This is a genomic window from Halogranum gelatinilyticum, from assembly GCF_900103715.1.
Classification (GTDB): Archaea; Halobacteriota; Halobacteria; order Halobacteriales; family Haloferacaceae; genus Halogranum; species Halogranum gelatinilyticum.
Genome location: NZ_FNHL01000001.1, coordinates 631,362 through 654,159 on the forward strand (window position 1 = coordinate 631,362; position 22,798 = coordinate 654,159).

General features: G+C 66.9%; 22 protein-coding genes and 1 tRNA gene. 14 read left to right on the forward strand and 9 right to left on the reverse strand.

The features are described 5' to 3' along the window. Positions 1 to 14: 14 nt before the first annotated feature. Together BLR57_RS03255 and BLR57_RS03260 are read right to left on the reverse strand one after the other, a co-directional pair. Complete coding sequence (locus BLR57_RS03255) at positions 15 to 614, reverse strand: arsinothricin resistance N-acetyltransferase ArsN1 family B (protein ID WP_170830547.1); 600 nt, start codon at positions 612 to 614, stop codon at positions 15 to 17. A 123-nt stretch (positions 615 to 737) separates the two neighbouring features. Next, positions 738 to 1,607 carry a deoxyribonuclease IV gene (locus BLR57_RS03260; RefSeq protein WP_089694089.1) on the reverse strand — a complete coding sequence of 290 codons (870 nt, stop codon included), beginning with the start codon at positions 1,605 to 1,607 and terminating at the stop codon, positions 738 to 740. Between the two features lie 104 nt (positions 1,608 to 1,711). Here BLR57_RS03260 and BLR57_RS03265 point away from each other — a divergent pair, with 104 nt between their 5' ends. Then, positions 1,712 to 2,242, forward strand: coding sequence for a redoxin domain-containing protein (locus BLR57_RS03265; protein ID WP_089694091.1), 531 nt, complete (start codon positions 1,712 to 1,714; stop codon positions 2,240 to 2,242). A 55-nt stretch (positions 2,243 to 2,297) separates the two neighbouring features. On the opposite strand, the gene BLR57_RS03270 is transcribed toward BLR57_RS03265, so the two are convergent. Then, complete coding sequence (locus tag BLR57_RS03270) at positions 2,298 to 3,137, reverse strand: lipoate--protein ligase family protein (protein WP_089694093.1); 840 nt, start codon at positions 3,135 to 3,137, stop codon at positions 2,298 to 2,300. Positions 3,138 to 3,248: 111 nt separating this feature from the next. Here BLR57_RS03270 and BLR57_RS03275 point away from each other — a divergent pair, with 111 nt between their 5' ends. The 5 genes from BLR57_RS03275 to BLR57_RS03295 all read left to right on the forward strand — a co-directional run bounded on the left by BLR57_RS03275 (position 3,249) and on the right by BLR57_RS03295 (position 8,904). After that, the gene (locus BLR57_RS03275) at positions 3,249 to 4,274 is read left to right on the forward strand and encodes a metal ABC transporter substrate-binding protein (protein ID WP_089694095.1); all 1,026 of its coding nucleotides are present in this window, start codon (positions 3,249 to 3,251) and stop codon (positions 4,272 to 4,274) included. Then, a complete protein-coding gene (locus tag BLR57_RS03280) occupies positions 4,271 to 5,116 on the forward strand; it encodes a metal ABC transporter ATP-binding protein (RefSeq protein WP_089694097.1) in 846 nt (281 codons plus the stop codon). The genes BLR57_RS03275 and BLR57_RS03280 overlap by 4 nt, the downstream gene beginning before the upstream one ends. After that, entirely contained in the window at positions 5,113 to 6,084 is a 972-nt protein-coding gene (locus tag BLR57_RS03285) for a metal ABC transporter permease (protein WP_394327564.1), read from the forward strand. The genes BLR57_RS03280 and BLR57_RS03285 overlap by 4 nt, the downstream gene beginning before the upstream one ends. A gap of 195 nt (positions 6,085 to 6,279) precedes the next feature. Next, entirely contained in the window at positions 6,280 to 7,941 is a 1,662-nt protein-coding gene (locus BLR57_RS03290) for a bacterio-opsin activator domain-containing protein (RefSeq protein ID WP_089694099.1), read from the forward strand. Between the two features lie 165 nt (positions 7,942 to 8,106). Beyond that, positions 8,107 to 8,904 (forward strand): class I SAM-dependent methyltransferase, encoded by a 798-nt coding sequence (locus tag BLR57_RS03295; RefSeq protein ID WP_089694101.1) that lies wholly within the window; start codon positions 8,107 to 8,109, stop codon positions 8,902 to 8,904. A gap of 376 nt (positions 8,905 to 9,280) precedes the next feature. On the opposite strand, the gene BLR57_RS03300 is transcribed toward BLR57_RS03295, so the two are convergent. Continuing rightward, positions 9,281 to 9,931, reverse strand: coding sequence for a DUF7095 family protein (locus BLR57_RS03300; RefSeq protein WP_089694103.1), 651 nt, complete (start codon positions 9,929 to 9,931; stop codon positions 9,281 to 9,283). A gap of 98 nt (positions 9,932 to 10,029) precedes the next feature. Here BLR57_RS03300 and BLR57_RS03305 point away from each other — a divergent pair, with 98 nt between their 5' ends. From BLR57_RS03305 to ncsA, 4 genes are all read left to right on the forward strand, one after another. Next, positions 10,030 to 12,753, forward strand: coding sequence for a PAS domain-containing sensor histidine kinase (locus BLR57_RS03305; RefSeq protein ID WP_089694105.1), 2,724 nt, complete (start codon positions 10,030 to 10,032; stop codon positions 12,751 to 12,753). An 88-nt stretch (positions 12,754 to 12,841) separates the two neighbouring features. Continuing rightward, a complete protein-coding gene (locus tag BLR57_RS03310) occupies positions 12,842 to 13,444 on the forward strand; it encodes a response regulator transcription factor (protein WP_089694107.1) in 603 nt (200 codons plus the stop codon). Then, on the forward strand, positions 13,437 to 14,153 hold the full coding sequence (locus tag BLR57_RS03315; RefSeq protein WP_089694109.1) for an RAD55 family ATPase: 717 nt from the start codon (positions 13,437 to 13,439) through the stop codon (positions 14,151 to 14,153). Before BLR57_RS03310 ends, BLR57_RS03315 begins: the two co-directional genes overlap by 8 nt. A gap of 40 nt (positions 14,154 to 14,193) precedes the next feature. Further along, the gene (ncsA, locus tag BLR57_RS03320; protein WP_089694111.1) at positions 14,194 to 15,171 is read left to right on the forward strand and encodes a tRNA 2-thiolation protein NcsA; all 978 of its coding nucleotides are present in this window, start codon (positions 14,194 to 14,196) and stop codon (positions 15,169 to 15,171) included. 117 nt (positions 15,172 to 15,288) lie between these two features. Here the strand turns inward: ncsA and ftsZ are convergent, their stop codons facing one another. The 3 genes from ftsZ to BLR57_RS03335 form a co-directional block, all read right to left on the reverse strand. Beyond that, the gene (gene ftsZ, locus BLR57_RS03325; protein ID WP_089694113.1) at positions 15,289 to 16,476 is read right to left on the reverse strand and encodes a cell division protein FtsZ; all 1,188 of its coding nucleotides are present in this window, start codon (positions 16,474 to 16,476) and stop codon (positions 15,289 to 15,291) included. 3 nt (positions 16,477 to 16,479) lie between these two features. Then, positions 16,480 to 16,671: a ribbon-helix-helix domain-containing protein gene (locus tag BLR57_RS03330; RefSeq protein WP_089694114.1), complete on the reverse strand. Its 192-nt coding sequence runs from the start codon at positions 16,669 to 16,671 to the stop codon at positions 16,480 to 16,482. Between the two features lie 208 nt (positions 16,672 to 16,879). Then, on the reverse strand, positions 16,880 to 17,419 hold the full coding sequence (locus BLR57_RS03335; RefSeq protein WP_089694117.1) for a double zinc ribbon domain-containing protein: 540 nt from the start codon (positions 17,417 to 17,419) through the stop codon (positions 16,880 to 16,882). A gap of 120 nt (positions 17,420 to 17,539) precedes the next feature. Between BLR57_RS03335 and BLR57_RS03340 the strand changes: the two genes are divergently transcribed. Further along, positions 17,540 to 17,613: transfer RNA gene (locus BLR57_RS03340), tRNA-Tyr, on the forward strand. A gap of 52 nt (positions 17,614 to 17,665) precedes the next feature. On the opposite strand, the gene BLR57_RS03345 is transcribed toward BLR57_RS03340, so the two are convergent. Beyond that, positions 17,666 to 18,268 carry a flavin reductase family protein gene (locus tag BLR57_RS03345; protein WP_089694119.1) on the reverse strand — a complete coding sequence of 201 codons (603 nt, stop codon included), beginning with the start codon at positions 18,266 to 18,268 and terminating at the stop codon, positions 17,666 to 17,668. A 170-nt stretch (positions 18,269 to 18,438) separates the two neighbouring features. Between BLR57_RS03345 and BLR57_RS03350 the strand changes: the two genes are divergently transcribed. From BLR57_RS03350 to BLR57_RS03360, 3 genes are all read left to right on the forward strand, one after another. After that, positions 18,439 to 19,428 carry an aldo/keto reductase gene (locus BLR57_RS03350; protein WP_089694120.1) on the forward strand — a complete coding sequence of 330 codons (990 nt, stop codon included), beginning with the start codon at positions 18,439 to 18,441 and terminating at the stop codon, positions 19,426 to 19,428. Positions 19,429 to 19,579: 151 nt separating this feature from the next. Continuing rightward, positions 19,580 to 20,188 (forward strand): translation initiation factor IF-2 subunit beta, encoded by a 609-nt coding sequence (locus BLR57_RS03355; RefSeq protein ID WP_089694122.1) that lies wholly within the window; start codon positions 19,580 to 19,582, stop codon positions 20,186 to 20,188. A gap of 192 nt (positions 20,189 to 20,380) precedes the next feature. Beyond that, a complete protein-coding gene (locus BLR57_RS03360; RefSeq protein WP_170830548.1) occupies positions 20,381 to 21,430 on the forward strand; it encodes a dipeptidase in 1,050 nt (349 codons plus the stop codon). Positions 21,431 to 21,434: 4 nt separating this feature from the next. On the opposite strand, the gene BLR57_RS03365 is transcribed toward BLR57_RS03360, so the two are convergent. After that, entirely contained in the window at positions 21,435 to 22,754 is a 1,320-nt protein-coding gene (locus tag BLR57_RS03365; protein WP_089694125.1) for an outer membrane protein assembly factor BamB family protein, read from the reverse strand. Positions 22,755 to 22,798: the final 44 nt, after the last annotated feature.

A 22,798-nucleotide genomic window follows, 5' to 3' on the forward strand; every position in this document is an offset into this window, starting at 1 on the left:
ATCAGGATGAGCGGCTATAGCCGGACCGAGTCCTCACCACGGTGCAGTCGCTCGGTCCACTCGTCGTGTTCCCGCGCCGTCGCGAGCGACGTCGGCGGCGACGGTGCTTCGGGATGCTCGCCCAGCGACAGCGACCACCAGCCGACGTCGTGCCACGCGCCGCTCTTGTATCCCATCTTCTCGAAGCGGGCGTCGTGCTCGAAGCCGAACGCCTCGTGGAGGGCGACGCTCCCCGGATTCGGGAGGGTGACGACGGCGTAGACGTTGAGATAGCCCTGTAGGTCGAGCAGTGCAAACAGCGACTCGTAGAGACCGCGAGCGACGCCGTTTCGGTGCGCCGACTCGGCGACGTAGACCGAACTCTCGACGGACCACTGGTAGGCCTCGCGCGTCCGGACCGCCCCGGCGTAGGCGTAGCCGACGACTCTGCCCTCGTGCTCACAGACCAGCCACGGGTAGTCGACGAGTTTCTTTTCGATACGCTCGCGAATCTCCTCGGCCGTCGGCGGCTCCAACTCGAAGGTGATGGCCGTCTCCTCGACGTAGGGGCGGTAGATCTCGGCGATTGCCTCGGCGTCGTCGCGCGTGGCGAGGCGGATTTCCGCCTCGCTCACGGGGTTCCTCCTGCCGACGGCGAGACGTCGGTGTCTGACACGGATACGAACATACCGGATGGTCGCCGGAACCGGACATAAGCCCACCCGTCTCGGTCGGAACGGCGTTCGTCGCTCGCCGCCCTACGCTTCGCGGTACTCGCGGACGCGTTGGATGTTCCACGCGAAGCCCTTGCCGTCCTCGGTCGGAGTCTCCAGCGCCATCGGAACGTCAGCGAGGTCGGGATGGTTGATGAACGCGCGCATCCCCTCCTCGCCGATGAGGCCCTCACCGATGAGAGCGTGTTCGTCCTTGTTCGTGCCACACTCGTGTTTGGAGTCGTTGAGGTGGATGTACTTGAGATGCTCCAGCCCGACGATGTCGTCGAGTTCCGCGACCGTCTCGTGGACGCCCTCCTCGGTCGAGAGATCGTAGCCCGCAGCGAAGGCGTGGGCCGTGTCGAGACAGACGTCGAGGTCCTGTTCGGACTCCTCGAGGACGGTCGCGAGATGCTCGAAGTCGCCGCCGAGTTTGGTTCCGCTCCCGGCGTCGCTCTCGATGAGCACCGTCACGCCGTCCGGGATGTCGAGTTCGTCGAGCGCGCTGGCCGCGTTCTCCAGGCCGCCTTCGACGCCCGCGCCGGTGTGGGCACCGAGATGGACGTTGACGTAGGGGACGCCCAGCGTGGCCGCGGCGTCGACCTCCGTCTGCATCGAGTTGATGGACTTCTCGCGCAGGCCGTCCTTGGGCGTACAGAGGTTGACGAGATAGGAGGCGTGGATGACCCACGGCCCCGCCAGTTTCTCTTCGGTCTCGCGGCGGAACGTCTCGGCCTCGTCGTCTTCGATATCCGGCTCCTGCCAGACGCGCGGAGAGGTGGTGAAGATCTGGCCGCAGTTGCCGCCGAAGGCGACCTGTCGGGAGACGGCGTTGGCGATGTTGCCGTGCGGCGGCGTCTCCTCGTCGCTGTCGACCTTCGAACTGGAGATGGATACGTGGGCTCCGACTTGCATGGCCGAGGGGAGGGGGTGGCCGCTAAAAGGGACTTCGGAGTCGGCGGCGCGAGCGGGCGACCTGTCCGTAATACACATTGTCCTCGCGCCCAGAGTCCGAACCCATGGGTAGCTCATCCGGGCTTGCGGTCGGCGAGCAAGCACCAGATTTCACGGCACCGCTAGTCAGTGCGGAGCGCGGGACGGAAGACGTCTCGTTCTCCTCGCTTCTCGACGACAAACCGGTGTTGCTGTCGTTTTACACGGCCGATTTCAGTCCCGACTGCATCGACGAGTGGTGTGCCTTCCGCGACTTCGATTGGTTCTCGACCGGCGAGGACGTCCGCGTCGTCGGCATCAGCAAGTCGGGCGTCAGACTCCACAAACGGTTCATCGACCATCTGGGTCTGAACTTCCCGCTCTACTCGGACCCCGACCTCGACGTCGCGTCGGCGTTCGACGTCGCCTACCGCGCCTTCGGCATCTCCCGGCGCGCCCGCCGGTCGTGTTTCCTCGTCGACGAGGACCGCACCGTCCGGTACCGGTGGATCAGCGACCACTGGCTTGACCCCACGCGCGACACGCCGCCCGTCAGCGAGATCCACGACGCGATTCAGCAAGAACTCGGCTCCGAAAACCGCAGCTTCGGCTTCTGATCGGCCTCTCTCCGCCGACTACCGGTCGTCGGGTCGACCGGCTTCTTTCCGCCGACTATCGGTCGTCGGGTCGCCGCCGGACCCAGTCGTCGGCCGCGTACTTCTCCTCGGCTCGCTCGCGTGCCCGTTCGAGTTCGTCGTCCGTCCACGACCCCTCCCTCGCGTCGGTCCACTCGGCGAGGGCGTCTTCGACGGCGGCGACGGCGTCGCCGCGGGTCGCCGCGCTCTCCTCGTCGATGCCGGTGACGCGCTCGCGGAACGTATCGGGGGACACGTCGTGGCCCGCAAACGTCGCGAGGTGACGCTCGGCGTCGACGGCGTAGGTCAGCGAGCCGTGTTGGATGACGGCGTCCTTCCGTCGGTACTGGGCGTTGCCACTGATCTTCTTCCCGCCCGCGACGACGTCGTGGGCTGGGTGCAACTCCCGCAGATAGCACGCGGGATGGTAGATTTCGGGGAACCCTTCGTCGGCGAAGTCAGCGGCGACGTCCATCCGGCGGAAGGCGTCGAGGACGGGCGTACACAGCAGATGATAGCAGTCCATCAGACTCGACGGCAGTTCGGCCTTCGGCGCGATGATGGAGTAGGAGACGTCGCCGTGGGCGTCGTGGTAGATGCTGCCGCCGCCGGTCTGTCGGCGCGTGACCTCGATGCCCTCGCGCTCGCAGAACGCCCAGTCGACGGTGTCGGGGTCCTGCCGGTAGCCGAGTGAGAGGGTGCTCGGCTCCCAGCGGTAGACGCGGACGGTCCGCGGGCCGCCGTCGGCGGCGGTCTCGGCGGCGATCTCGTCGAGTGCCATGTTCATCGCACCCGACCACGACTCCTCGCGAATCAGCCGCCACTCCCGGTCTCGGACGTCGATGTCGTCGCTGGCGTCCGGGTCGCCTCCAGTCATACCGCGGAGTTACCCCGCACCGGCCATAGCGGTTGCGACGGCGCGCCGTTAACAACAGCTGGTGTGTGGATAGCAGATTTTATTAACTAAAACGCCAAAATTGTTATCAAGATGTCTTCCCCCACCCGACGCCGTTTTCTCGCCGCTGCGACAGCCGGGACGCTCGCCGCCGTCTCCGGCTGTCTCGGCGGTTCGGCCGCCCCTGACAGTCAAGCCGCAGATGGCCAGCAGTCGCCGAACGGCCACGACGTCCAGTCGTCGTTCTTCGTCGCGGGCGACATCGCCCGCCACGTCGCGGGCGAGGAAGCGACCGTGAGCGACCTCGTCCCGTTCGGCCAGCACGGCCACGGCTGGGAACCCGGTCCCCAAATTCAGCGGGCCGTCGCCGACGCCGACGCTTTCGTCTACGTCGGCGAGGGCTTCCAGCCGTGGGCCGACGACATCGTCGCCAACCTCGCGACCGACGCGCCCGACCTCCCGGTCGTCGCCGTCCGCGAGGGCATCGACCTCCTGCCCGCGCCGGAGTCCGACGAGCACGCCGACGAGGATTCTCACGACGAGACCGACGACCACGAGAGCGAACACGACGACGACCACGGCGCGGCGGACCCGCACTTCTGGCTCGACCCCCAGCGCGCGAAGCAGGCGACGATGAACGTCCGCGACGCCTTCGCCGACTTCGACGCTGGCAACGAGGCCACGTACGAGACCAACGCCGAGTCGTTCGCGGCCGCCCTCGACGACCTCGACGCCGAGTTCGAGGAGACGCTCGCCGACCGCGAGCGCGACGTCGTCCTCGTCGCCGGCCACAACGCCTTCCAGTATCTCGCGGAGCGGTACGGCTTCGAGGTCCACGCGCTGGTCGGCATCGCTCCCGACGCGACGCCGTCGCCGCAGGCCATCCGCGAGGCACAGGCGGTCATCGACCGCCACGACATCGAGCACGTCCTCGCGCCCGTCTTCGAGTCCGACCGCGCGGCGACACAGCTCGTCGAGGAGACGGACGCAACGGCGACGCTGCCCGTCACGCCCATCCCGACGCTCACGGCCGAGTGGGCCGACCAGGGCTGGGGCTATCTCGACGTGATGCGCGAGGTCAACCTCGACTCGTTGGCGACGGCACTGGGAGCGAAATGACGCCCGCAGACGCTGGGTCGGCAGACGACTCGACAGCTGTCGGAAGCGGGGACGACCACCCCGTCGCCCGCTTCGAGGACGTCACCTTCGGCTACGGCCCGACGCCCGTCGTCGAGGACGTCTCGTTCACCGTCGAGCCGGGCGACTTCCTCGCGCTCGTCGGCCCGAACGGCAGCGGCAAGAGCACGCTGCTCCGGCTCTTTCTCGGACTGCACCGCCCCGACTCGGGGTCGGTGCAGCTGTTCGGCGAGCCAGCCCACGAGGCCGCGACGGGCACCCGCGTCGGCTACGTCGCCCAGGACGTCGCCAGCGGCGGGCGGGCGATGCCCATCACCGTCCGCGAAGTCGTCCGGATGGGCCGGTATCCGCACGTCCCGCGCGGGCGGTTCCGGCGGGAAGACCGCGAGGCAGTCGAGGAGGCGTTGGCGACGGTCGACGTGACAGACCTCGCCGACCGCCGCGTGGGAGCACTCTCCGGCGGCCAACGCCAGCGGGTGTTCATCGCCCGCGCGCTGGCGACCGGCGCGGACGTGCTCGCGCTCGACGAGCCGACCGTCGGCGTCGACGCCACCTCCCGAGCGGCCTTCTTCGACCTGCTCTCGGAACTCAACCGCGAGGGGCTGACGGTCGTCCTCGTCGAACACGATATCGGCGTCGTGACGACCCACGCGACTCGGGTCGCTTGTCTGAACCGTCAGCTCCACTTCCACGGCTCGACCGACGACTTCGTCGCCAGCGACGCGCTCTCGGCGGCCTACGGCGCGAACCACCACGTCGTCGTCCACGACCACGACAGCGAGGCCGAGGGCGCGACTGGCCGAGACGGAGGCCACGGCCAGTGACCGACCCGCTGACGACGCTTCTCCTCGCCGACGTCGTCACCGGACTGCTCGCCGTCGCCGACCCGTTCACCGCCGTCCTCGACGCCTTCTCGGCCGTGCTCGGGGCTGTCGGCGACCTGCTCTGTCGCCTGCTCGCGCCGCTCGGCGTCGATCTCGTCTGCTATCCGTTCATGCAGCGGGCACTGGTGGCGGGACTCTGTGTCGGCGTCGTCGCGCCGCTCGTCGGCTCGTTTCTCGTCCACCGGGAACTGGCGCTCATCGGCGACACGCTGGCGCACGCCGCCTTCGCTGGCGTCGCCGTCGGTCTGTTTCTCGGTTCGCGGCTCGGTCTCCCGCTGTCGCCGTCGCTGACCGCGCTCGTCGTCGCCGTCATCGGCGCGCTCGTGGTGCAGGTCATCGCCGAGCGGACCGACGCCTACGGCGACGTCTCGATGGCCATCGTCCTCTCGGGCGGCTTCGCCCTCGGAACGGTTCTCGTGAGCCTCACCGACGGCGGCATCGCGGTCAGTATCAGCCAGTATCTGTTCGGCAGCCTCGCGACCGTCCGCTGGGAGGACACGCTGTTGCTCGTCGTCCTGAGCCTCGTCGTCGTCGCGGTCGTCGCGCGCTACTACCGGCAGTTCCTCGCGGTCACGTTCGACGAGACGGCCGCCGCTGTCGGCGGCGTCGACGTGACCCGCACGACGCGGCTGCTCGTCGTCCTCACTGCACTCGTCGTCGTCGCGGCCATGCAGATTCTGGGCGTCATCCTCGTCGCCGCGATGCTCGTCGTCCCCGTCGCGACCGCCGCGCCGGTGGCTCGGAGCTTTCGGGAGTCGGTCGTCATCTCGGTCGTCGCCGCCCAGCTGGCCGTCCTCGTCGGTATCGCGCTGTCCTACGGCTACGGGCTGGCGGCCGGGGGGAGTATCGTCCTCGCGGCCATCGGCGGCTACGCCGTCGTCGTCGGCGTCACCGGGCTGTCGAAGTGAGACCGCGTCGGCGAACTGATATTCAAGAAGGCTGTCACGTCTTCATCGACGTCGGCCCGAGCGACCTGTCCTGACCGCCCTGTTCTGTTGTCCTGACTCCGGCAGAAATGACAGTTCGGGAATGTTCCATAGTGAATAGATTTTTGAGTACGTAGCCGTTGTAGCTGTTGAAGGGATACCAAGGGCTACTACCAGATGGAACACAGTACGGAAAATTCAGCCGGGTCAAACACCGGTACCGTTCCGACAGCGGGGACGTTCGAGACACATCCGTTTGCGCAAGCGACGCTCGACGCGCTCCCGACCCAGGTCGCGATTATCAACTACGATGGCGATATCGTCTACACGAACCGCTCGTGGCGGGAGTTCGCTCGCGACAACGACTATCCGGGCCCCCCGGAGATGATGGGGGAGAACTATCTCTCGGTCTGTGACGGCAGCAGCGGTGCCGACGCGACGGACGCCGCGACGGGCATCCGCTCCGTCCTCGACGGCGACCGTGACGAGTTCTCGCTCGAATACCCCTGTCACGGTCCCGACGAGCGTCGGTGGTTCACCATGCGAACCATCCGGTTTCGCCACGACGGCGACCGGTTCGCGCTCGTCCTCCATCTCAACGTCACCGAACGGAAGCTGTCGGAGCTGGCCGCCCAGCGTCACAACACCCAGCTCTCGACGGTCAACCGCATCAACGTCCTCATCCGCGAGATCATCCAGTCGCTGCTCGAAGTCGACACGCGCGACGAGCTGGAGACGCTCGTCTGCGAACGGCTCGCCGAATCGGAGTATTACGACTCGGCGTGGGTCGCCGGCCGCAACACCCACCACGGCGGGCTGGAGATGCGCGCTCACGCCAACACGACCCAATCGTTCCGCGACAGCGTCGAGGCTATCGATGCCGACGACGTCGACCGGACGGGCGTCGCCACCGCGCTGAACGGCGAACGGCCGGAGGTCGTCCGCGCCAGCCACCGGACCGCGGGAGCCATCGAGTCGCTCGCGCTCGAAGAGGGCAACCAGTCGTATACGGCCGTCCCCATCCGCTACCGCGACGCCGAGTACGGCGTCCTCGTCGTCCATTCGACGACCCAGGACGCCTTCAGCGAGTGGGAGCGCGCCGCGTTCGAGGTGCTCGGCGAGACGCTCGGCCACGCGAGCAACGCCATCGAGAACCGCCGGCTGCTCTTTTCGGATTTCGTGACCGAGGTCGAGTTCGCCGTCAGCGACCCCACCTCCTTCCTGACCCAGCTCTCGGCGCGCTGTAACTGCGACGTCGAGCTGACGGGGTTCGTTCCGTTGACGACCGACGCCGTCCTCCAGTACGTCACGGCCCAGGGCACCGACGCCGCTCTCGTCGAGGTGCTCGCCGACGAGATCGAGACCGTCGAGAACGTGAGTATCATCTCGGAACACGACGACAGCGTCCGGTTCGAATACGCCGTCAGCGACACCTCGCTCGTCGCGCTGCTCGCCGAACACGGCGTCAACGTCCGGACGGCGACCGCGGCCAATGGCGAGGTGCGCGTCGTCGCCGAGGCCGTCGCCGACGCCGACATCCGCGAGGTCGTCGAGGCCGTCAGCGCGCACTTCGACAGTGCCGAACTCGTCGCCAAACGCGAAGTCGAACGCGAGACGCGGACCATCGACGACTACTGGGACGAGCTGACCGAACGGCTGACCGACCGCCAGCTGTCGATGTTGCAGGCGGCGTACCACGCCGGCTTCTTCGAGTGGCCGCGCGAGAGTTCCGGCGAGGAGGTCGCCGAGTCGTTCGATCTCTCGGCGGCGACGTTCCACGAACACACCCGCGTCGGCCTGGAGAAGATGCTCCGACTGCTGTTCGAACGCGACGCCTGAGCCGGAGCCTGAAAACGACGGCCGTGTCGGACATTTGGAAACGACGGTCATGTCCGACACTGGAAACGACGACCTGTTGACGCGCTTTTTCATCGACGCCTACGGGGACCGTCGAGGAGACGACTCGTCCGACCCACTTTTGCCGAGCAGTCGCGAAGCGCGTCTGTGCGCAGATTCACTGCCGAATATCTCCGTCGGACGCGCGAGGGGATGTGGGACGACTCGCGAGCGGCACTGTCGGATCTCGGCCTCGACTCGCGGACACGGATTCTCGACGTCGGCTGCGGAACCGGCGAACTCTCCCGCGTGCTCGCCGCCGAGAGTCCCGCCGACGTCGTCTGTCTCGACGCCGACCCGTCGCTGCTCTCGGTCGCCCGCGAGGAGACCGGCCTGCCGACCGTCGCTGGCGACGCGACTCGGCTGCCCGTCGCCGACGACAGCTTCGACCTCGTGGTCTGTCAGGCACTCCTGGTCAATCTCCCCGACCCGGCTGCGGCACTCCGCGAGTTCGCCCGTGTCTCTACGGACCTCGTCGCCGCCGTCGAACCCGACAACGCCGACGTCGACGTCGACTCGACCGTCGAGAGCGAGGTCGACCTGGAAGCACGCGTCCGCGAGACCTATCTGCGCGGCGTCGAGACGGACGTCGCCCTCGGCGAACAGGTGCCCGAACTGTTCGGCGATTGCGGGCTGTCGGACGTCCGGACGCGGCGGTACCACCACCGGAAGGTCGTCGAGCCACCGTACGACGAGATGGCGTTGCAGGACGCTGCGCGGAAAGCGAGTGGGGCGGGGCTCGCGGACCACGAAACCGAACTCCGACGCGTGCTCTCGGCCGACGCGTACGACGACCTCCGACGCGACTGGCGCGAGATGGGTCGGGCCGTCGCCGACCAGATACAGCGCGAGGCGTACCGCCGCGTCGAGGTCGTCCCGTTCGACGTGACCGTCGGCCGAGTGTGACCAGCGCGCGCTGTCGTGACTACTTACCTGTCGGGAGGTTCCCAAATTCGAGCGGGAGAAATCAGCCCGACGCACACCCCCACGTGTTCTCCTCGAAACGCGTATTTCTGTGCCAGTCTTTGTCACGACAGCGAAAACGCCGCTACGGTTCGTTTTCGGACGTTTACGCTCGAAGCGTGGAGTCGCGGTGTAGGCTCACAGACGGGCACGCAGGCCAGCCAGCGCGACGCCGTCTTCGAGGAGTTGTACTGAGGAGGCCTATCGGAGCCATAAGCACCGATTAAACCGCGTCACGGCGGCGTGTCGTCGCGATGGGACGCCGTCGAGAAATCGTGGCGTCGAGAAGGCGTCTCGGATGCCGTGGCGTCGAGAAGATTCAGATGACGTCGCCGCGGACGGTCGAGCCGGTCTGTTCGGCGCGGTGCTGTCGCATGGCGTCGGCCGCCTCGCTCGCCTTCTCTTCCTCCAGCCCGAGCATCTCCAGCGCGCCCGAGAGCGTCGGGAACGGCAGTTCGCCGCCGCGGAGTTTCGCCATCGTCTCCTCGGCGTAGGTACCGTCCATCCAGAGACACACGCCGCGCGGGTCGAGAATCTGCTCGTAGGCGTCGCGGGCAACCGCGCCGCGCAGCCGTTGGGTGACGTTGTCCTCGAAGCTGGCGTTGCAGACTTCGAGATGGATCGGCTCGCTGTCGTCGACGAGATGGGCGGCGAGACATTTCTCGGGGGCGGCGTAGCCGTTGTCGTTGGCGCGGAGATGGTCGGGGAACTGTTCGGCCCAGTCGGCAGAGACACTCTTGCCGACGCCTTTCACCCCGTACTCGGTCTCGAACCGGGCTTCTTGCTCGTCGCTGCCGTCGCCGCGGAGCATGAGGTCCTTGGTGACGTAGACGTCGAGTCGCTCGATGGGGTCGAGACCGAGCGCGACGTCGCCGTAGACCCACACCTCGCGGATGGGGACGGCCATGGGTTCGGACGCGACTGTGTCGACGATGGTCTCGACGCGGTCGAGGGCGGCGGCTCGCTCCATTGGCGGTCTCTTGCCGACGGACGCGCAAAACGGTTTCCTCCCGCGACAGTCGGCGACTCGTGCCCAAATTTCATGTCCACGTCGGGGAAAGCAGACACATGGTTTCGCTCTCGACTCGTCTCCGCCGGTCGTCCGTCACCGGCCTCGGTCTCCTGCTCGTCGTGCTCTCGACGGTCACCTACGTGACGAGCGCGGAGCCTGGCGAGCGGCTCTTGCTCTTTATGCCGGTGCTCCTCTCCGTGGCACTGGTCGGGTTCGGCGTCCGGCTGTCACGGCTGGCCTTCGACCCGGACGAGATCGTCCGTATCGCCGCCTGGACCGCGAGCGGACTCGTCGTCTTCGGCCTGTTGACGGTGTGGGGGGGCTACCATCTCCTCTTCGACGACCTCCCGTTGGCCGAGGCGTTCGAGCAGAGCGTGATGTATCTCACGGCGGGCGGGCTGGTGAGCGCGCTCGTCGGCTACTACGAGGTCCGCCAGCAGGCGAACGCGGCCATGGCAGAGCGCGTCCAGATGGCGGTCGACGCCGCCACGGACGGCATCGCCGTCCTCGACGACGACTTCACGTTCCGCGCCGTCAACCAGGCGTATCTGGACATCCACGGCATCGACAACGAGTCGGCGTTTCTGAACGACCACTACGAGGAGTATCAGCTCGTCGCCGACGTCGACCGGTTGACCAACGAGGTCGTCCCGGCCGTCCAGGCGGCCGACCACTGGCACGGCGAAGTGACCGGCAAGCGAATCGACGGGTCGACGTTTCCGAAGGAGCTGACGGTCAACCGGACCGACGAGGGTGGACTCGTCGTCGTCGCCCGCGACATCACGCGACGCAAGGCGCGCGAGCGACAGCTCGAAGCGCAGGCGACGGCGATGGACAGCGCCACTGACGGGATGGCCATCCTCGACGAGGACGGCAGATACGTCTACGTCAACGACGCCCACGCGGAGCTGTACGGCTTCGACGACGCCGACGACCTCCTCGACGAAACGTGGCGGCTCCTCTACGACGACGAGGAACTCGCCCGGTTCGAGGAGGAGGTCATGCCCGAACTGTGGGAGGCGGGCCAGTGGCGGGGCGAGGCCGTCGGCCGCCGCATCGACGGGACGACGTTCCCCCAGGAGGTCTCGTTGACGACGCTCGACGACGGCGGTCTCGTCGGCGTCGTCCGCGACATCACCGAGCGAAAGCAGTGGGAGAGTCGGCTCAAGGCACTCCAAGAGGCGACGCTCACCCTGCGGGACGCCGACTCGGAGACCGAGGTCGCCACCACCGTCGCCGACATCGTCGAGGAAGTCCTCGACAAGCCGCTCGCCATCGTCTGGTCGTACGACGAGACCGAAAAACGGCTCGTCCCCATGGCCACGTCGACGCAGGCGGCGTCGCTGTTGGCGTCGCGTGACCTGCCGGTCGAGTCGCTCGTCGTCCACGAGGGGATGCGACAGATGGCCGCCTTCCGGGGCGAGGAACCCGAGTTCCTGGAGGACTACCAGGACGTCGACCGGAGCAAGCGGTTCGACCTGCCGCTCGAACGCGTCCTCTACGAACCGCTCGGCGAGCACGGACTGCTGGGAATCGCCGCACAGGACGGCGGGGAGTTTACCGCCGCCGACCGCTATCTCGCAGACATCCTCGCGCGCAAGGCGACGGCGACGCTGGACCGCGTCGCTCGCGACCGGACCATCGACGCGCTCCAGTCGGCCATGCGACGGATGGTCCAGGCGGGCGACGCGGCCGAGGTCGCCGAGCTCGTCACCGAGACGACCGACGAGATCCTCGGCTACCCCATCGCCGGGGTCTGGTTCGTCGACGACGACGAGACACAGCTCACGCCCGTCGCGTCGACGGTGCGGTCGCAGGCACTGTTCGACGAGCTACCGACGTTCACCGCGGCGGGCGAGAGTCTCGCGTGGGCCACTTTCGAGACCGGCGACCCGCTCGTCTTCGACGACGTCCGAACCGACGACCGGGTCTACAACCCCGACACGCCGGTCCGCAGCGAACTGCTGTTGCCGCTCGGCCCGCACGGCGTGCTCATCATCGGCTCGCCCGAACCGGCGCAGTTCGACGAGCACGACGTGAGTCTCGCAACCATCCTCGCGGCGAACGCCGAGGTCGCCCTCGGGCGGGCGGCCCGCGAGACCGACCTCAGGCGACAGCGCGACCGACTGGAGTTCCTCAACAGCCTCCTCAGACACGACATCCTCAACGGGATGATGGTCGTCGACTCGCGGGCGGAGTTCCTTCTGGAGACCGACCTCGACGAGGAGCAGACGCGGTACGCCGAGACCGTCTCGCGGTGGGCCGACGACATCGTCGACCTCGTGCAGAACGTGCGGGCACTGCTCGATACTTTCGCCGGGTCGGGTCGGACGGAGACGGAACCGACGGACCTCTCGGCGGTCGTCGAGGCCGAGGTCGACCGCGTCCGGACCACCTATCCGGACGTCGGCTTCCACACCGACGTCGCGGACGGCGTCACCGTGGCCGCCAACGCCGTCCTCCCGGAGGTGGTCGGCAACCTCGTGACGAACGCCGTCGAGCACAACCGGGGCGACGACCCCGAGGTGACGGTGGCCGTCGAGACCGACCACGACGCCGGGACGGCGACGCTCTGCGTCGCCGACAACGGGCCGGGCGTCCGTCCGGAACTCAAAGACGGCATCTTCCGGCGCGACGAGACGGGCCACGTGAAATCCGCCGGTACCGGCTTCGGTCTCTTCTTCGTCGACACGATGGTCGACGCGTACGGCGGCAGCGTTCGCGTCGAGGACAACGAGCCGACCGGCGCGGTGTTCGTCGTCGAACTGCCGCTCGCCTGAGACCGCGAGGTGGCCGTCGACAACGCTGTCCGCGAGATAGTTCGGGGAAACGGTCATTACGTCGGCGAGCAACTGACGACACGAATTAATGAACGACCCCGCCGAAGCAGTCGTCCTCCTCGTGGAAGACGAACCCGATGTCGCGGAGACGTATCGGCGGTGGCTCGACGACCGCTACGACGTCCACCACGCCCCGGACGGCCAGCGCGCGCTCGACCGACTCGACAGTCTCGACGGAGCGGTCGACGTCGTCCTCCTCGACCGGATGATGCCCGGGCTGTCGGGCGAGGAGGTGCTGGCAGCGATCCGCGACCGCGGCTACGAGTGCCGGGTGGCGATGGTGACCGCCGTCGACCCCGACTTCGACATTCTGGAGATGGGCTTCGACGAGTACATCCAGAAGCCGCCGACGCGCGAGACGCTCGTCGAGACGATCGAGGACCTGCTGGACCGCAGCGACTACACGGCACAGCTCCGGGAGTATTACGCGCTGCTCGCCAAGCGGTCGGCGTTGGCGTCGGAGAAGTCGCCGGACGCACTCGCGTCGAACCGCGAGTACGCACGGCTCGAACGCGATATCGAGGAAGTAGCGGCCGAACTCGAAGAAGACCAGACGGACCTGCTCGACGATGCGACGTTCGTCGGTACGATCCGCGATATCGCGGGCGAGCGAGGTGAGACCAGTGAGTGAACAGCCTCCCGCGACTCGGTCGGCAGACACGAACCGGTCGGCGTATGACGTCGCCGACATCGTCCCCGTCGACGGCTTCGACGCGGTGTCGGCGGGCACCAACGTCCTCGTCAGCGGCCCGCCGCAGTCCGGCAAGACGCGGCTCGCGCTCCGGCTGCTCGCCCGCGGGACGGCGACCGGTGAGCAGGCCATCGCCGTCACGGCCGACGTCGACGGCACACGCCTCCGCCAGCGGTTCGAGGCGGTCGACGGCGACCCCTCGCGGCTCCACGTCGTCGACTGCTCGGGTGCCAGCGGCAAGGAGTCGTTCGACGACGCCGAAGGGGTGAGATACGTCTCCTCGCCTGCAGACCTCACCGGTATCGGACTGGGTGTCGTCAAATGCACCAGACAGATCGTCGCGGACGCCGACGCCGACGACGATGGCGTTCGGCTGTCGACGCTCTCGCTGTCGACGATGCTCCGCTATACGGAGATGAACCGGCTGTTCGGTTTCCTGCACGTCCTGACCGGCCGGGTGTCGGCGGCGGGCTACCTCGGCGTCTCGACGGTCGACCCGACGGCTCACAGCGACGAAGAGCGTAACACGCTCCGCTCGCTGTACGACGTGGTCGTCGAACTCCGGGAGACCGACGACGGCAGCCGGGAGATCCGGGTCGTCGGCGACGAGGACGTGCCGAGCACGTGGCGGACGCTCGCGCCTCCCTGAGACGAAACGGTCATGCCCACTCGTCGGCAACGACTCGGTAATGGAGTGCGACAAGTGCAGTCGCGACGCGGTGATGCACGCGGGCTACTCCGGGGCACATCTCTGTGAGGACCATTTCTGTGCCTCGGTCGACAAACGCGTCCGCCGCCGCATCCGCGAGGATAGTATGCTCCCGTCCGACGCGACACCCGAGGACCCAGAGACGTGGGTCATCGGTCTCTCGGGCGGAAAAGACAGCGTCGTGCTCACCCACATCCTCGACGAAACATTTGGAAAAGACCCGCGCATCGAGATGATCGCGCTGACCATCCACGAGGGTATCGAGGGCTACCGCGACAAGAGCGTCGACGCCTGCGTCGAGCTGGCTGACGACCTCGATATGCGCCACGAACTCGTGACGTACGAGGACGAAATCGGCGTCAAGATGGACGACGTCGCCGAGAAGGACCCGATGGACATGGCTCCCTGCGCCTACTGCGGGGTCTTCCGTCGCGACCTCCTCGAACGCTTCGCCGACGAGTACGGCGCGGACAAGCTCTTGACCGGCCACAACCTCGACGACGAGGCCGAGACGGCGCTGATGAACTTCCTCGAAGGCGACGTCAAACAGGTCGCCAAACATTTCGACGCCAGCATCGGCGGCTTCGACGACCGCAACGAACAGGACGACTTCATCCCGCGGGCGAAGCCGCTGCGGGACGTCCCCGAGAAGGAGGTCGCGCTGTACGCCCACCTGAAAGACCTCCCCGCACACATCACCGAATGTCCCCACGCCAGTGAGGCGTTCCGCGGCGAGATTCAGGAGCTGATGTTGAAACTGGAGGAGAACCATCCCGGCACGCGCCACTCCATCATGGCCGGCTACGAGGAACTCGCGCATCTCGCCGCCGAGCGGTACCGTGGCGACGGTGACGACGGCGAGGGGCCGGACCTCAACGAGTGCGAGCGGTGTGGGTCGATGACCGCGCGCGACGTCTGTCGGAAGTGCAAGCTGGTCGAAGCCATCGAGGCCGTGTAGTCGAGACGGCTGTAAGACGTGTCTCGTCGTCGGCTCCCTTCACACCGTATGACAGCGTCGTCGCTCGTGGCTGTCGCTCGCGACTGTAAAAACGAAGTAGAGAGTTCGAGTCGTGGCTTAGCGGATGACGTCGAGACCGTTGTTCTTCTCGACCTCGTCGCGTCCGCCGTCGGACTGCCACGCTTCGTTGGTGTTCTGACCGCTACTCGAACTCGAGCTCGAACCGAAGTCCGAAGCCTGATTGTCGAGGCTCGCGCGGGACTTGTCGGCCTGTTTCTGCGTCGTCGGGCCGAGCACCTGCGCGCTCTGGACGCCGGTCATGATGGCCATGACGCGGACCTTGCCCTTGTACTCCTCGTGGATGCGGGCACCCCAGATGACGTTTGCGCTCGCTTCGAGCCGTTCGGTGATGTTGTCCGCGATGCCCTCGGCCTCCTTCAGCGTGAGGTCGGGGCCGCCCGTGATGTGGACGAGGCCACCCGAGGCCCCCCGGTAGTCCACGTCGAGCAGCGGATGGTTCATCGCGTCGTTGACCACTTCTTGGGTCTTGTTCTTGTCCTGTGTCTCGCCGACGAGCATCACCGCGACGCCGCCCTGGTTCATGATGGTCGACATGTCGGCGTAGTCGAGGTTGATGAGCGACGGCTGGGTGATGGTCTCGGAGATGCCCTTGACGGTCTCGGCGATGATCTGGTCCATGACCGAGAACGCCTTGCCGATCGGCAGGTTGGGCACGTAGTCGAGCAGGCGGTTGTTGTCGAGGACGATGATGGAGTCCGCCTCGTTGCGGAGGTTCTCCAGCCCTTCCTCGGCCTTGACCGTCCGGGCACGCTCGACGTTGAACGGGGTCGAGACCATGCCAACGACGATTGCGCCCTGCTCCTTTGCGATCTTGGCGACGACGGGTGCCGCACCCGTCCCGGTTCCGCCACCCATACCGGCGGTGACGAACACGAGGTCGGCGTTGCCGAGGACCTCCTTGATGGTACCCTGTGCCATCTCCGTGGCACGTTCGCCCATCGAGGGGTCGCCACCGGCACCGAGCCCCTGCGTCAGGGACTTGCCGACGAGGATCTTCGTGTCGGCCTCGATCATCTTGAGGTGCTGCTTGTCGGTGTTGATGGCGACGGTATCTGCGCCCTCGACACCGATGTTGTACAGTCGGTTGATGGTGTTGTTACCGGCACCACCGGCGCCGACGATGACGATTCGCGGTTCCCCGAAATCGTCGTCGTCGTCGTCGATATCCATGTCACGCTGCTCGGCTTCCGCGTTGTCGAGTGCGTCTTGAACGATGTCTTGCATCGGTTACACCCTCGCCCAGCTGCGCTTGGTGGTCTTCTCTTTTTTCTGGGCGTCGCGGCTCTCGCCCTGTTCGTTGAGCATCTCACGGACGGCCGAGCGAATCGCCTCGCTTCGGTTCGGGAACTTCCCCGTTTCGACCATCTGTTCGACCTCTTCAATCTGCTGCTTCGGAATTCGTAGTGTCACACGCTCCATGCTTACATTCCCCCGGTAAGACGGCGGGTCTGCCCCGTGCGGACGTCAGACACACCAAAACCCCATGACGGGAGGGTCATCCCCCGCCGGGTTCTGCCGTGTAAGACAACCGTCTTACGCAGAAGTAGGCACAGACCGACAGGTTATAAAGGTATCGGCGGTTGTAAGACAAATCCCGAATACGCCGTTTACAGAGCGTCTACTGGGACTATGAGCGGTCGAGCACGTCTGCCGCCGGCGTCCGCCTTCCACAGCTCGGGCAGAAGGCCCAGTCCGACCGGACCTCGTCACCACAGTCACAGAAGGCACGTCTCGCGGTTTTCTCGCCACAGTTCGGACAGTAGACGTGGTCACCGTCGACTTCCTCGCCGCACTGTCCGCAGGCGGTCGTCGCGGTGTCTGCCGTCGTCTCCACCGGTGTCTTACGGACGCTGTCGTTCGGTTCCGGCTCTCGGTCGACGGCCGTGTCTGCCGGGGCGACGCCGTCGAAACTCACGTTGACGTTGACGTCGCTCGTCCGACGGTCTCTCGGCTCGCGCTCGGCCATCGCCGCGTCCAGTCGCTCGGAGATGAGTTCGTCGACGCGGGCGGCCAGGGCGTCGTCGACCGTGGCCGACTGTCCCGCGTCACGTTCCGCACCGTCGAGATACGCACGAAGTGCCTCGCGCATAGCCTCGCTCTTCGAGGCATCGAGCGCTTCGAGACGCTCGACGAGGTCTTCGTCCGCACGGAACGTGATCTTGCTCATCGTCTGTGCGGCACATTAACGCGGGACTATTTTAATCTTCCCTCATGTCAGACGATACCGTGGCGGTCACGAGCGAAAAACAGTAATCGTTAAACGACAGTGCCGGATACGATTCAGTGACCGCTCTTAGCTCAGCCTGGCAGAGCAGCCGACTGTAGATCGGCTTGTCCCCCGTTCAAATCGGGGAGAGCGGACTTCTCTAATTCCGACCGGCGAGCACTGCGTCGACCCCCGACCGTCGCCCGCTCAGTCTTTGTAGACCCAGTCCCGTTCGACCGTGAACGGCTCCAGTCGCGCGTAGTACGACCCCGAGAGGCGGCCGACGGCGTCGACCTTCTCGATGTCGATCTTCCCGTCGGTCAGGAGTTCGTCGTCGACGTGGATGCGTTCGATGCGGCCGAAGACGACGGTGTGGTCGCCGACCTCCATCGTGTCGTGGAGCGAGCACTCCATCGTCGCCTTCGCCGCCGCGACGAGCGGGACGTCTATCGTGGTCGCCTCCCGGCGGTCGAGGCCGACGACGTCGAACTCGTCGGTCTCGGGGTCGACGGGGCGGCTCGTCCCGTCCATCTGTTCGACGAGGTCGGCCGTGACGAGGTTGAGACCGAACGCCTCCGTCTCGACGGCGTTGCGTGCGGAATCCTTCAGCGTCCCGTCCGACCGGTGTTCCGCCGAGAACATCACCACCGGCGGGTCCGCCTCGATGACGCCCATGTAGAAACTGAACGGCGCGAGGTTGTCGACGCCGTCGGTGCTCCGGGTCGAGACCCAGCCGATGGGTCGGGGGACGATGAGACTCGTGAGCAGCCGGTACATCTCGTCGACGGCCTCGTCGGGGTCGATATCCATCGTCCTCTCTCTGCAAACCAGCCTGATAACTGTTCTCGCGGCTGAGCCGACACGACGGCGTTCCGGAGGCACGGTCTGTCCGAGATCGCTCGTCCCGACGCCGCCCTCCCGACACCGTCTATCTCTGCCGCAGCACAGACGTTTACACGCCTCCAGCGAGACGTCCGACCATGGACCATCGGACACTCGGTAGCACGGGGTATCGCGTCACAGAGATCGGCCTCGGCACGTGGAACATCGGCAGCGACTGGGGCGACGTGAGCGACGAGGAGGGCCGCGAGGCCATCCGGACCGCGCTCGACGCCGGTATCGACTTCCTCGACACCGCCGACGTCTACGGCGACGGCAAGAGCGAGCGCAACATCGGCGACGTGCTCGACGAGCGCGACGCGTACGACGACGTCACCGTCGCGACGAAGGCCGGCCGTCGCCTTGACCCGCACGAACCGGCGGGCTACAACGCCGAGAACTTCGAACAGTTCGTCGACCGCAGCCTCGACAACCTCGGCGTCGACTCGCTGGACCTCCTCCAGCTGCACTGTCCGCCGACCGAGGTCTACTACCAGCCCGAGGTCTTCGACGCCCTCGACGACCTGAAAGCCCGTGGGAAGATCGACGCCTACGGCGTCAGCGTCGAGAAGGTCGAAGAGGCACTGAAGGCCATCGAGTATCCGGGCGTCGAGTCCGTCCAGATCATCTTCAATCCGTTCCGCCAGCGGCCCTCGGAGCTGTTCTTCCGCGAGGCCGCACGCCGCGACGTGGGCGTCATCGTCCGCGTGCCGCTGGCGTCGGGGCTGCTGACCGGCAAGCTCGACCGCGACACGGAGTTCCCCGAAAACGACCACCGCAACTACAACCGCGACGGCGACGCCTTCGACGTGGGCGAGACGTTCGCGGGCGTCCCCTTCGAGGCGGGGCTGGACGCCGTCGACGAGCTTCGGCCCGCTGTCCCCGAGGGGACGACGATGGCACAGTTCACGCTGCAGTGGATCCTCTCGTTCGACGCCGTGACGACGGTGATTCCGGGGTCGACGTCGCCGGAACACATCGAAGACAACGTCGCCGCCGCCGACCTCCCGCCGCTCACGGCGGACCAGCACCACCGCGTCGCCGAGGTGTACGACGAGTACGTCCGCGAGCACGTTCATCACCGCTGGTAACTCCGGCCGTCTTACGGTCGGCGACCGTCCGATCTCGACCTGCGTGCGTACGGCCCGCCGCACCCCGCGTGAACGCGTGCTCGTGCTCGCGTGACAGACTCGTGAATGACTCTCTCGGAACGCCTATACGTCTCCTTCTCCACGCACCTCTATGGACTATCAAGCCAGTCTCGACCGAGCACTCGACGAGGTCCCCGACCTCGGCGGGTCCGACGAGCGTCTCTCCGTTCCCGACGCGCAGGCACAGAAAGACGGGGCGTTCACCCGACTGACCAATCTCTCGGCCATCGCCGACGCCCTCTCGCGTGATCCCGAGCATCTCCACAGTGCCATCCAGCGCGAACTCGGGACCGCTGGCCAGTACTCCGACGGCCGTGCCCGCTACAACGGCAGTTTCTCCGGCCAGGACTTCGACGCCGCCGTCACGAGCTACATCGCGGAGTACGTCACCTGTTCGGAGTGTGGCCTGCCCGACACCCGCCTCGTCATGGAGGACCGAAACCAGATGCTCCGCTGTGAGGCCTGTGGTGCCTTCCGGCCGGTCGCAAAGCGTAAGCGCGCCAGCCAGCGTTCCAGCGGGCCCGAGGTCGAAGAGGGCAAGACCTACGAGGTCAAGATCACCGGCACCGGCCGCAAGGGCGACGGTGTCGCCGAGAAGGGCAAATACACCATCTTCGTCCCCGGCGCGCAGAAGGGCGACGTCGTCAACATCTACATCGAGAACGTGAGCGGCACGCTCGCGTTCGCCCGGCTGGCCTGATCTTTCACCCGACGACTCCGCTGTCTTTCCGTTTCTCGGCTGTCTGACGCTCGTGGCAAGCGGTGCCTCAACCGTCGGACAGCCTGTTCTCCGCCTGTTCTCCCGCTCATCGACCCCGAGCGGTTCGCCCGCCCGGACGGAAGCTTGAGGTAGTCAGCGGCCGGAGGTGAGCGTACCCACACGGTTCTCATCATGTCTTCTTCACCGCTCGTCTTCGACGGCCACAACGACACGTTGCTCGACCTGTTGCACGGTCGGAGCGGCGAGCGGTCGTTCTTCGAGGCGTCCGAGTGCGGCCATCTCGACCTCCCGCGTGCCAGAGACGGCGGCTTCGGCGGCGGCTTCTTCGCCATGTTCGTCCCCAGTGAGGACGGCCTGGACCTCGTCGAGACCGACGAGGGCTACGAGGTCCCCCATCCCCCGGCCGTCCGTCACGAGTGCGCCCACGAGATGACACAGCGACTGTTCGACCTGTTGACGACCCTCGTCGAGGAGTCCGAGGGCCAACTGCGACTCGTCCGCACCGCGGCCGAGTTGGCGGACTGCTTCGACGGCGACACGCTCGTCGCGCTCGCGCATCTCGAAGGGGCGGAGGCCGTCGCCCCCGACCTCTCGAACCTCACCGACCTGTACGACGCGGGCATCCGGTCGATCGGTCTCGTCTGGAGTCGGCAGAACGCCTTCGGGTACGGGGTCCCGTTCCGCTACCCTGCCTCGCCGGACATCGGTCCCGGATTGACCGACGCCGGGGAGGAACTCGTCGCCGCCTGTAACGACCTCGGCATCGTCGTCGACTGCGCCCATCTGAACGAACGGGGCTTCTGGGACGTCGCCGAAACGTCCGACGACCCGCTCGTCGTCACCCACACCGCGGCCCACGAACTCTGTCCCTCCTCGCGCAATCTGACCGACGAACAGCTCGACGCCGTGGCCGACTCCGGCGGCGTCGTCGGCATCACCTTCGGCGTGAGCGACCTCCGACCGGACGGGGAGTTCGACGCCGACGTGCCGCTCTCGACGCTCGTCGACCACGTGGCGTACGTCGCCGACCGCCTCGGCGTCGACCACGTCGCGCTCGGCTCGGACTTCGACGGGACGACCGTGCCCGACTCCCTCGGCGACGTCAGCGGACTCCCGGCAGTCTTCGACGAACTCCGAGCCCGCGGCTTCGACGCGGACGGGGTGGAGAAGGTCGCCCACGACAACTGGCTCCGCGTGCTCGACGAGACGCTGGCGGTCTAGCCGCTCACGGCGGGAGTTCGTAGACCGTCGCCGTCGAGTCCGCGACGTACACCGTCCCGTCCAGTGGTTCCACGTCGAACAGTGTCGACCCCGGCTGGAATCGGCCGCGGACACTGCCGTCGGCGGCGCGGATCCCGTAGAGGATGTCGTCGATGGCCTCTTCGGCGAGACAGAGCTCGTCCGTCGCCGCCACCTGGTTGAGGATGGGTGGGTCGGGGTCGAACGTCCACTCCACTGACCCGTCGGCCGTCGACAGCGACTCGACGTACTGGTCGTTCTCTTTGCCGTTCCGCCCGACGTAGAGATGGCCGTTCCGGGGCGATGCCCACCGGGCACTCCCGAGCTCTTCGTGGTGCCACGCGACGCTCCCATCGGCCTCGATGGCGTAGATACCGTCGCTGCTTACGTAGACTCGGCTGTCGCCGGCAACGCGGTGGAAGGCACCGCGGGGAAGCGACTTCGTCCACCGCGTTTGGCCGTCGGGTTCGTGTGCACGGACCCCGGCGTCGGTCGTGAGGTAGACCCCGTGGTCGGTCGCCAGTGGCTCGTTGGTCGGCCCTCCGATGTCGACCGTCCGTCGCTCGGTGCCGTCCCCGGCGAGGGCGACGAGCTCCGTGCCATCGACTACGAGCGCTGTGTCGCCGGCGACGACGCCGCTGTCCGGCTTCGAGACGTCGTAGCGCCACCGTTCCTCGCCGGTCTCGACGTCGAGACCGACCACCGTGCCGCCGACGAACGACTCGGCGTGGCTGTGCGTCTCGTCGTTGTACTCGCGGGCGTTGGCGACGACGACGTCGCCGACGACGCCGTAGACGTCGAACGAGCGCTCACGCCGCTCCGACCAGCGCGTCTCGCCCGTCTCGCGGTTGAGTGCGTAGAGTTCGCTCCAGCCGAGACCCGGTGCCTGCGTCCCGCTGACGACGTAGACGCTCCGGTCGGTCACGACACGCTCCCAGTCGAGCGGGCTGCCCTCGAACGTCCGGGACCATCTGACGCCGTCGCCGGGTGTGATGGCAGCGACGCCCGACGCGAAGGCGTCGTCGCTCGTCGTCGCGTAGAGCAGGCCGTCGAAGGTGTCGAGGCCGACGACGTTGCGCGAGCCGTCGCCGAGGACGACGCTCCACGAGGGCTCCCAGCGGGGGAACGCCGCCGGGTCGTCCGCGTCGGACGTCTCCGTCTCGGTCGCGGGCTGGTCGGTCGGTGGCTGTGTCGTCGCCGTGTCGTCAGTGCCGGGCCGGTCGTCCGTCTGGCCGAGACAGCCGGCGAGTGCACCCACGAGGATGCTCCCACCGAGTCGGAGGGCAGTGCGGCGGTGGAGGGACATACGACCGCGTTCTGTCGTCAGTCGCACATATCTTGTGGTGGTCG

Coding starts and splice junctions, on each gene's coding strand:
- BLR57_RS03350 (WP_089694120.1), top strand. CDS start 18,439: ATGGACCATCGGACACTCGGTAGCACGGGGTATCGCGTCACAGAGATC.
- BLR57_RS03360 (WP_170830548.1), top strand. CDS start 20,381: ATGTCTTCTTCACCGCTCGTCTTCGACGGCCACAACGACACGTTGCTC.
- BLR57_RS03330 (WP_089694114.1), bottom strand. CDS start 16,671: ATGGAGCGTGTGACACTACGAATTCCGAAGCAGCAGATTGAAGAGGTC.
- ftsZ (WP_089694113.1), bottom strand. CDS start 16,476: ATGCAAGACATCGTTCAAGACGCACTCGACAACGCGGAAGCCGAGCAG.
- BLR57_RS03275 (WP_089694095.1), top strand. CDS start 3,249: ATGTCTTCCCCCACCCGACGCCGTTTTCTCGCCGCTGCGACAGCCGGG.
- BLR57_RS03270 (WP_089694093.1), bottom strand. CDS start 3,137: ATGACTGGAGGCGACCCGGACGCCAGCGACGACATCGACGTCCGAGAC.
- BLR57_RS03265 (WP_089694091.1), top strand. CDS start 1,712: ATGGGTAGCTCATCCGGGCTTGCGGTCGGCGAGCAAGCACCAGATTTC.
- BLR57_RS03345 (WP_089694119.1), bottom strand. CDS start 18,268: ATGGATATCGACCCCGACGAGGCCGTCGACGAGATGTACCGGCTGCTC.
- BLR57_RS03310 (WP_089694107.1), top strand. CDS start 12,842: ATGAACGACCCCGCCGAAGCAGTCGTCCTCCTCGTGGAAGACGAACCC.
- ncsA (WP_089694111.1), top strand. CDS start 14,194: ATGGAGTGCGACAAGTGCAGTCGCGACGCGGTGATGCACGCGGGCTAC.
- BLR57_RS03365 (WP_089694125.1), bottom strand. CDS start 22,754: ATGTCCCTCCACCGCCGCACTGCCCTCCGACTCGGTGGGAGCATCCTC.
- BLR57_RS03260 (WP_089694089.1), bottom strand. CDS start 1,607: ATGCAAGTCGGAGCCCACGTATCCATCTCCAGTTCGAAGGTCGACAGC.
- BLR57_RS03290 (WP_089694099.1), top strand. CDS start 6,280: ATGGAACACAGTACGGAAAATTCAGCCGGGTCAAACACCGGTACCGTT.
- BLR57_RS03335 (WP_089694117.1), bottom strand. CDS start 17,419: ATGAGCAAGATCACGTTCCGTGCGGACGAAGACCTCGTCGAGCGTCTC.
- BLR57_RS03300 (WP_089694103.1), bottom strand. CDS start 9,931: ATGGAGCGAGCCGCCGCCCTCGACCGCGTCGAGACCATCGTCGACACA.
- BLR57_RS03280 (WP_089694097.1), top strand. CDS start 4,271: ATGACGCCCGCAGACGCTGGGTCGGCAGACGACTCGACAGCTGTCGGA.
- BLR57_RS03355 (WP_089694122.1), top strand. CDS start 19,580: ATGGACTATCAAGCCAGTCTCGACCGAGCACTCGACGAGGTCCCCGAC.
- BLR57_RS03305 (WP_089694105.1), top strand. CDS start 10,030: ATGGTTTCGCTCTCGACTCGTCTCCGCCGGTCGTCCGTCACCGGCCTC.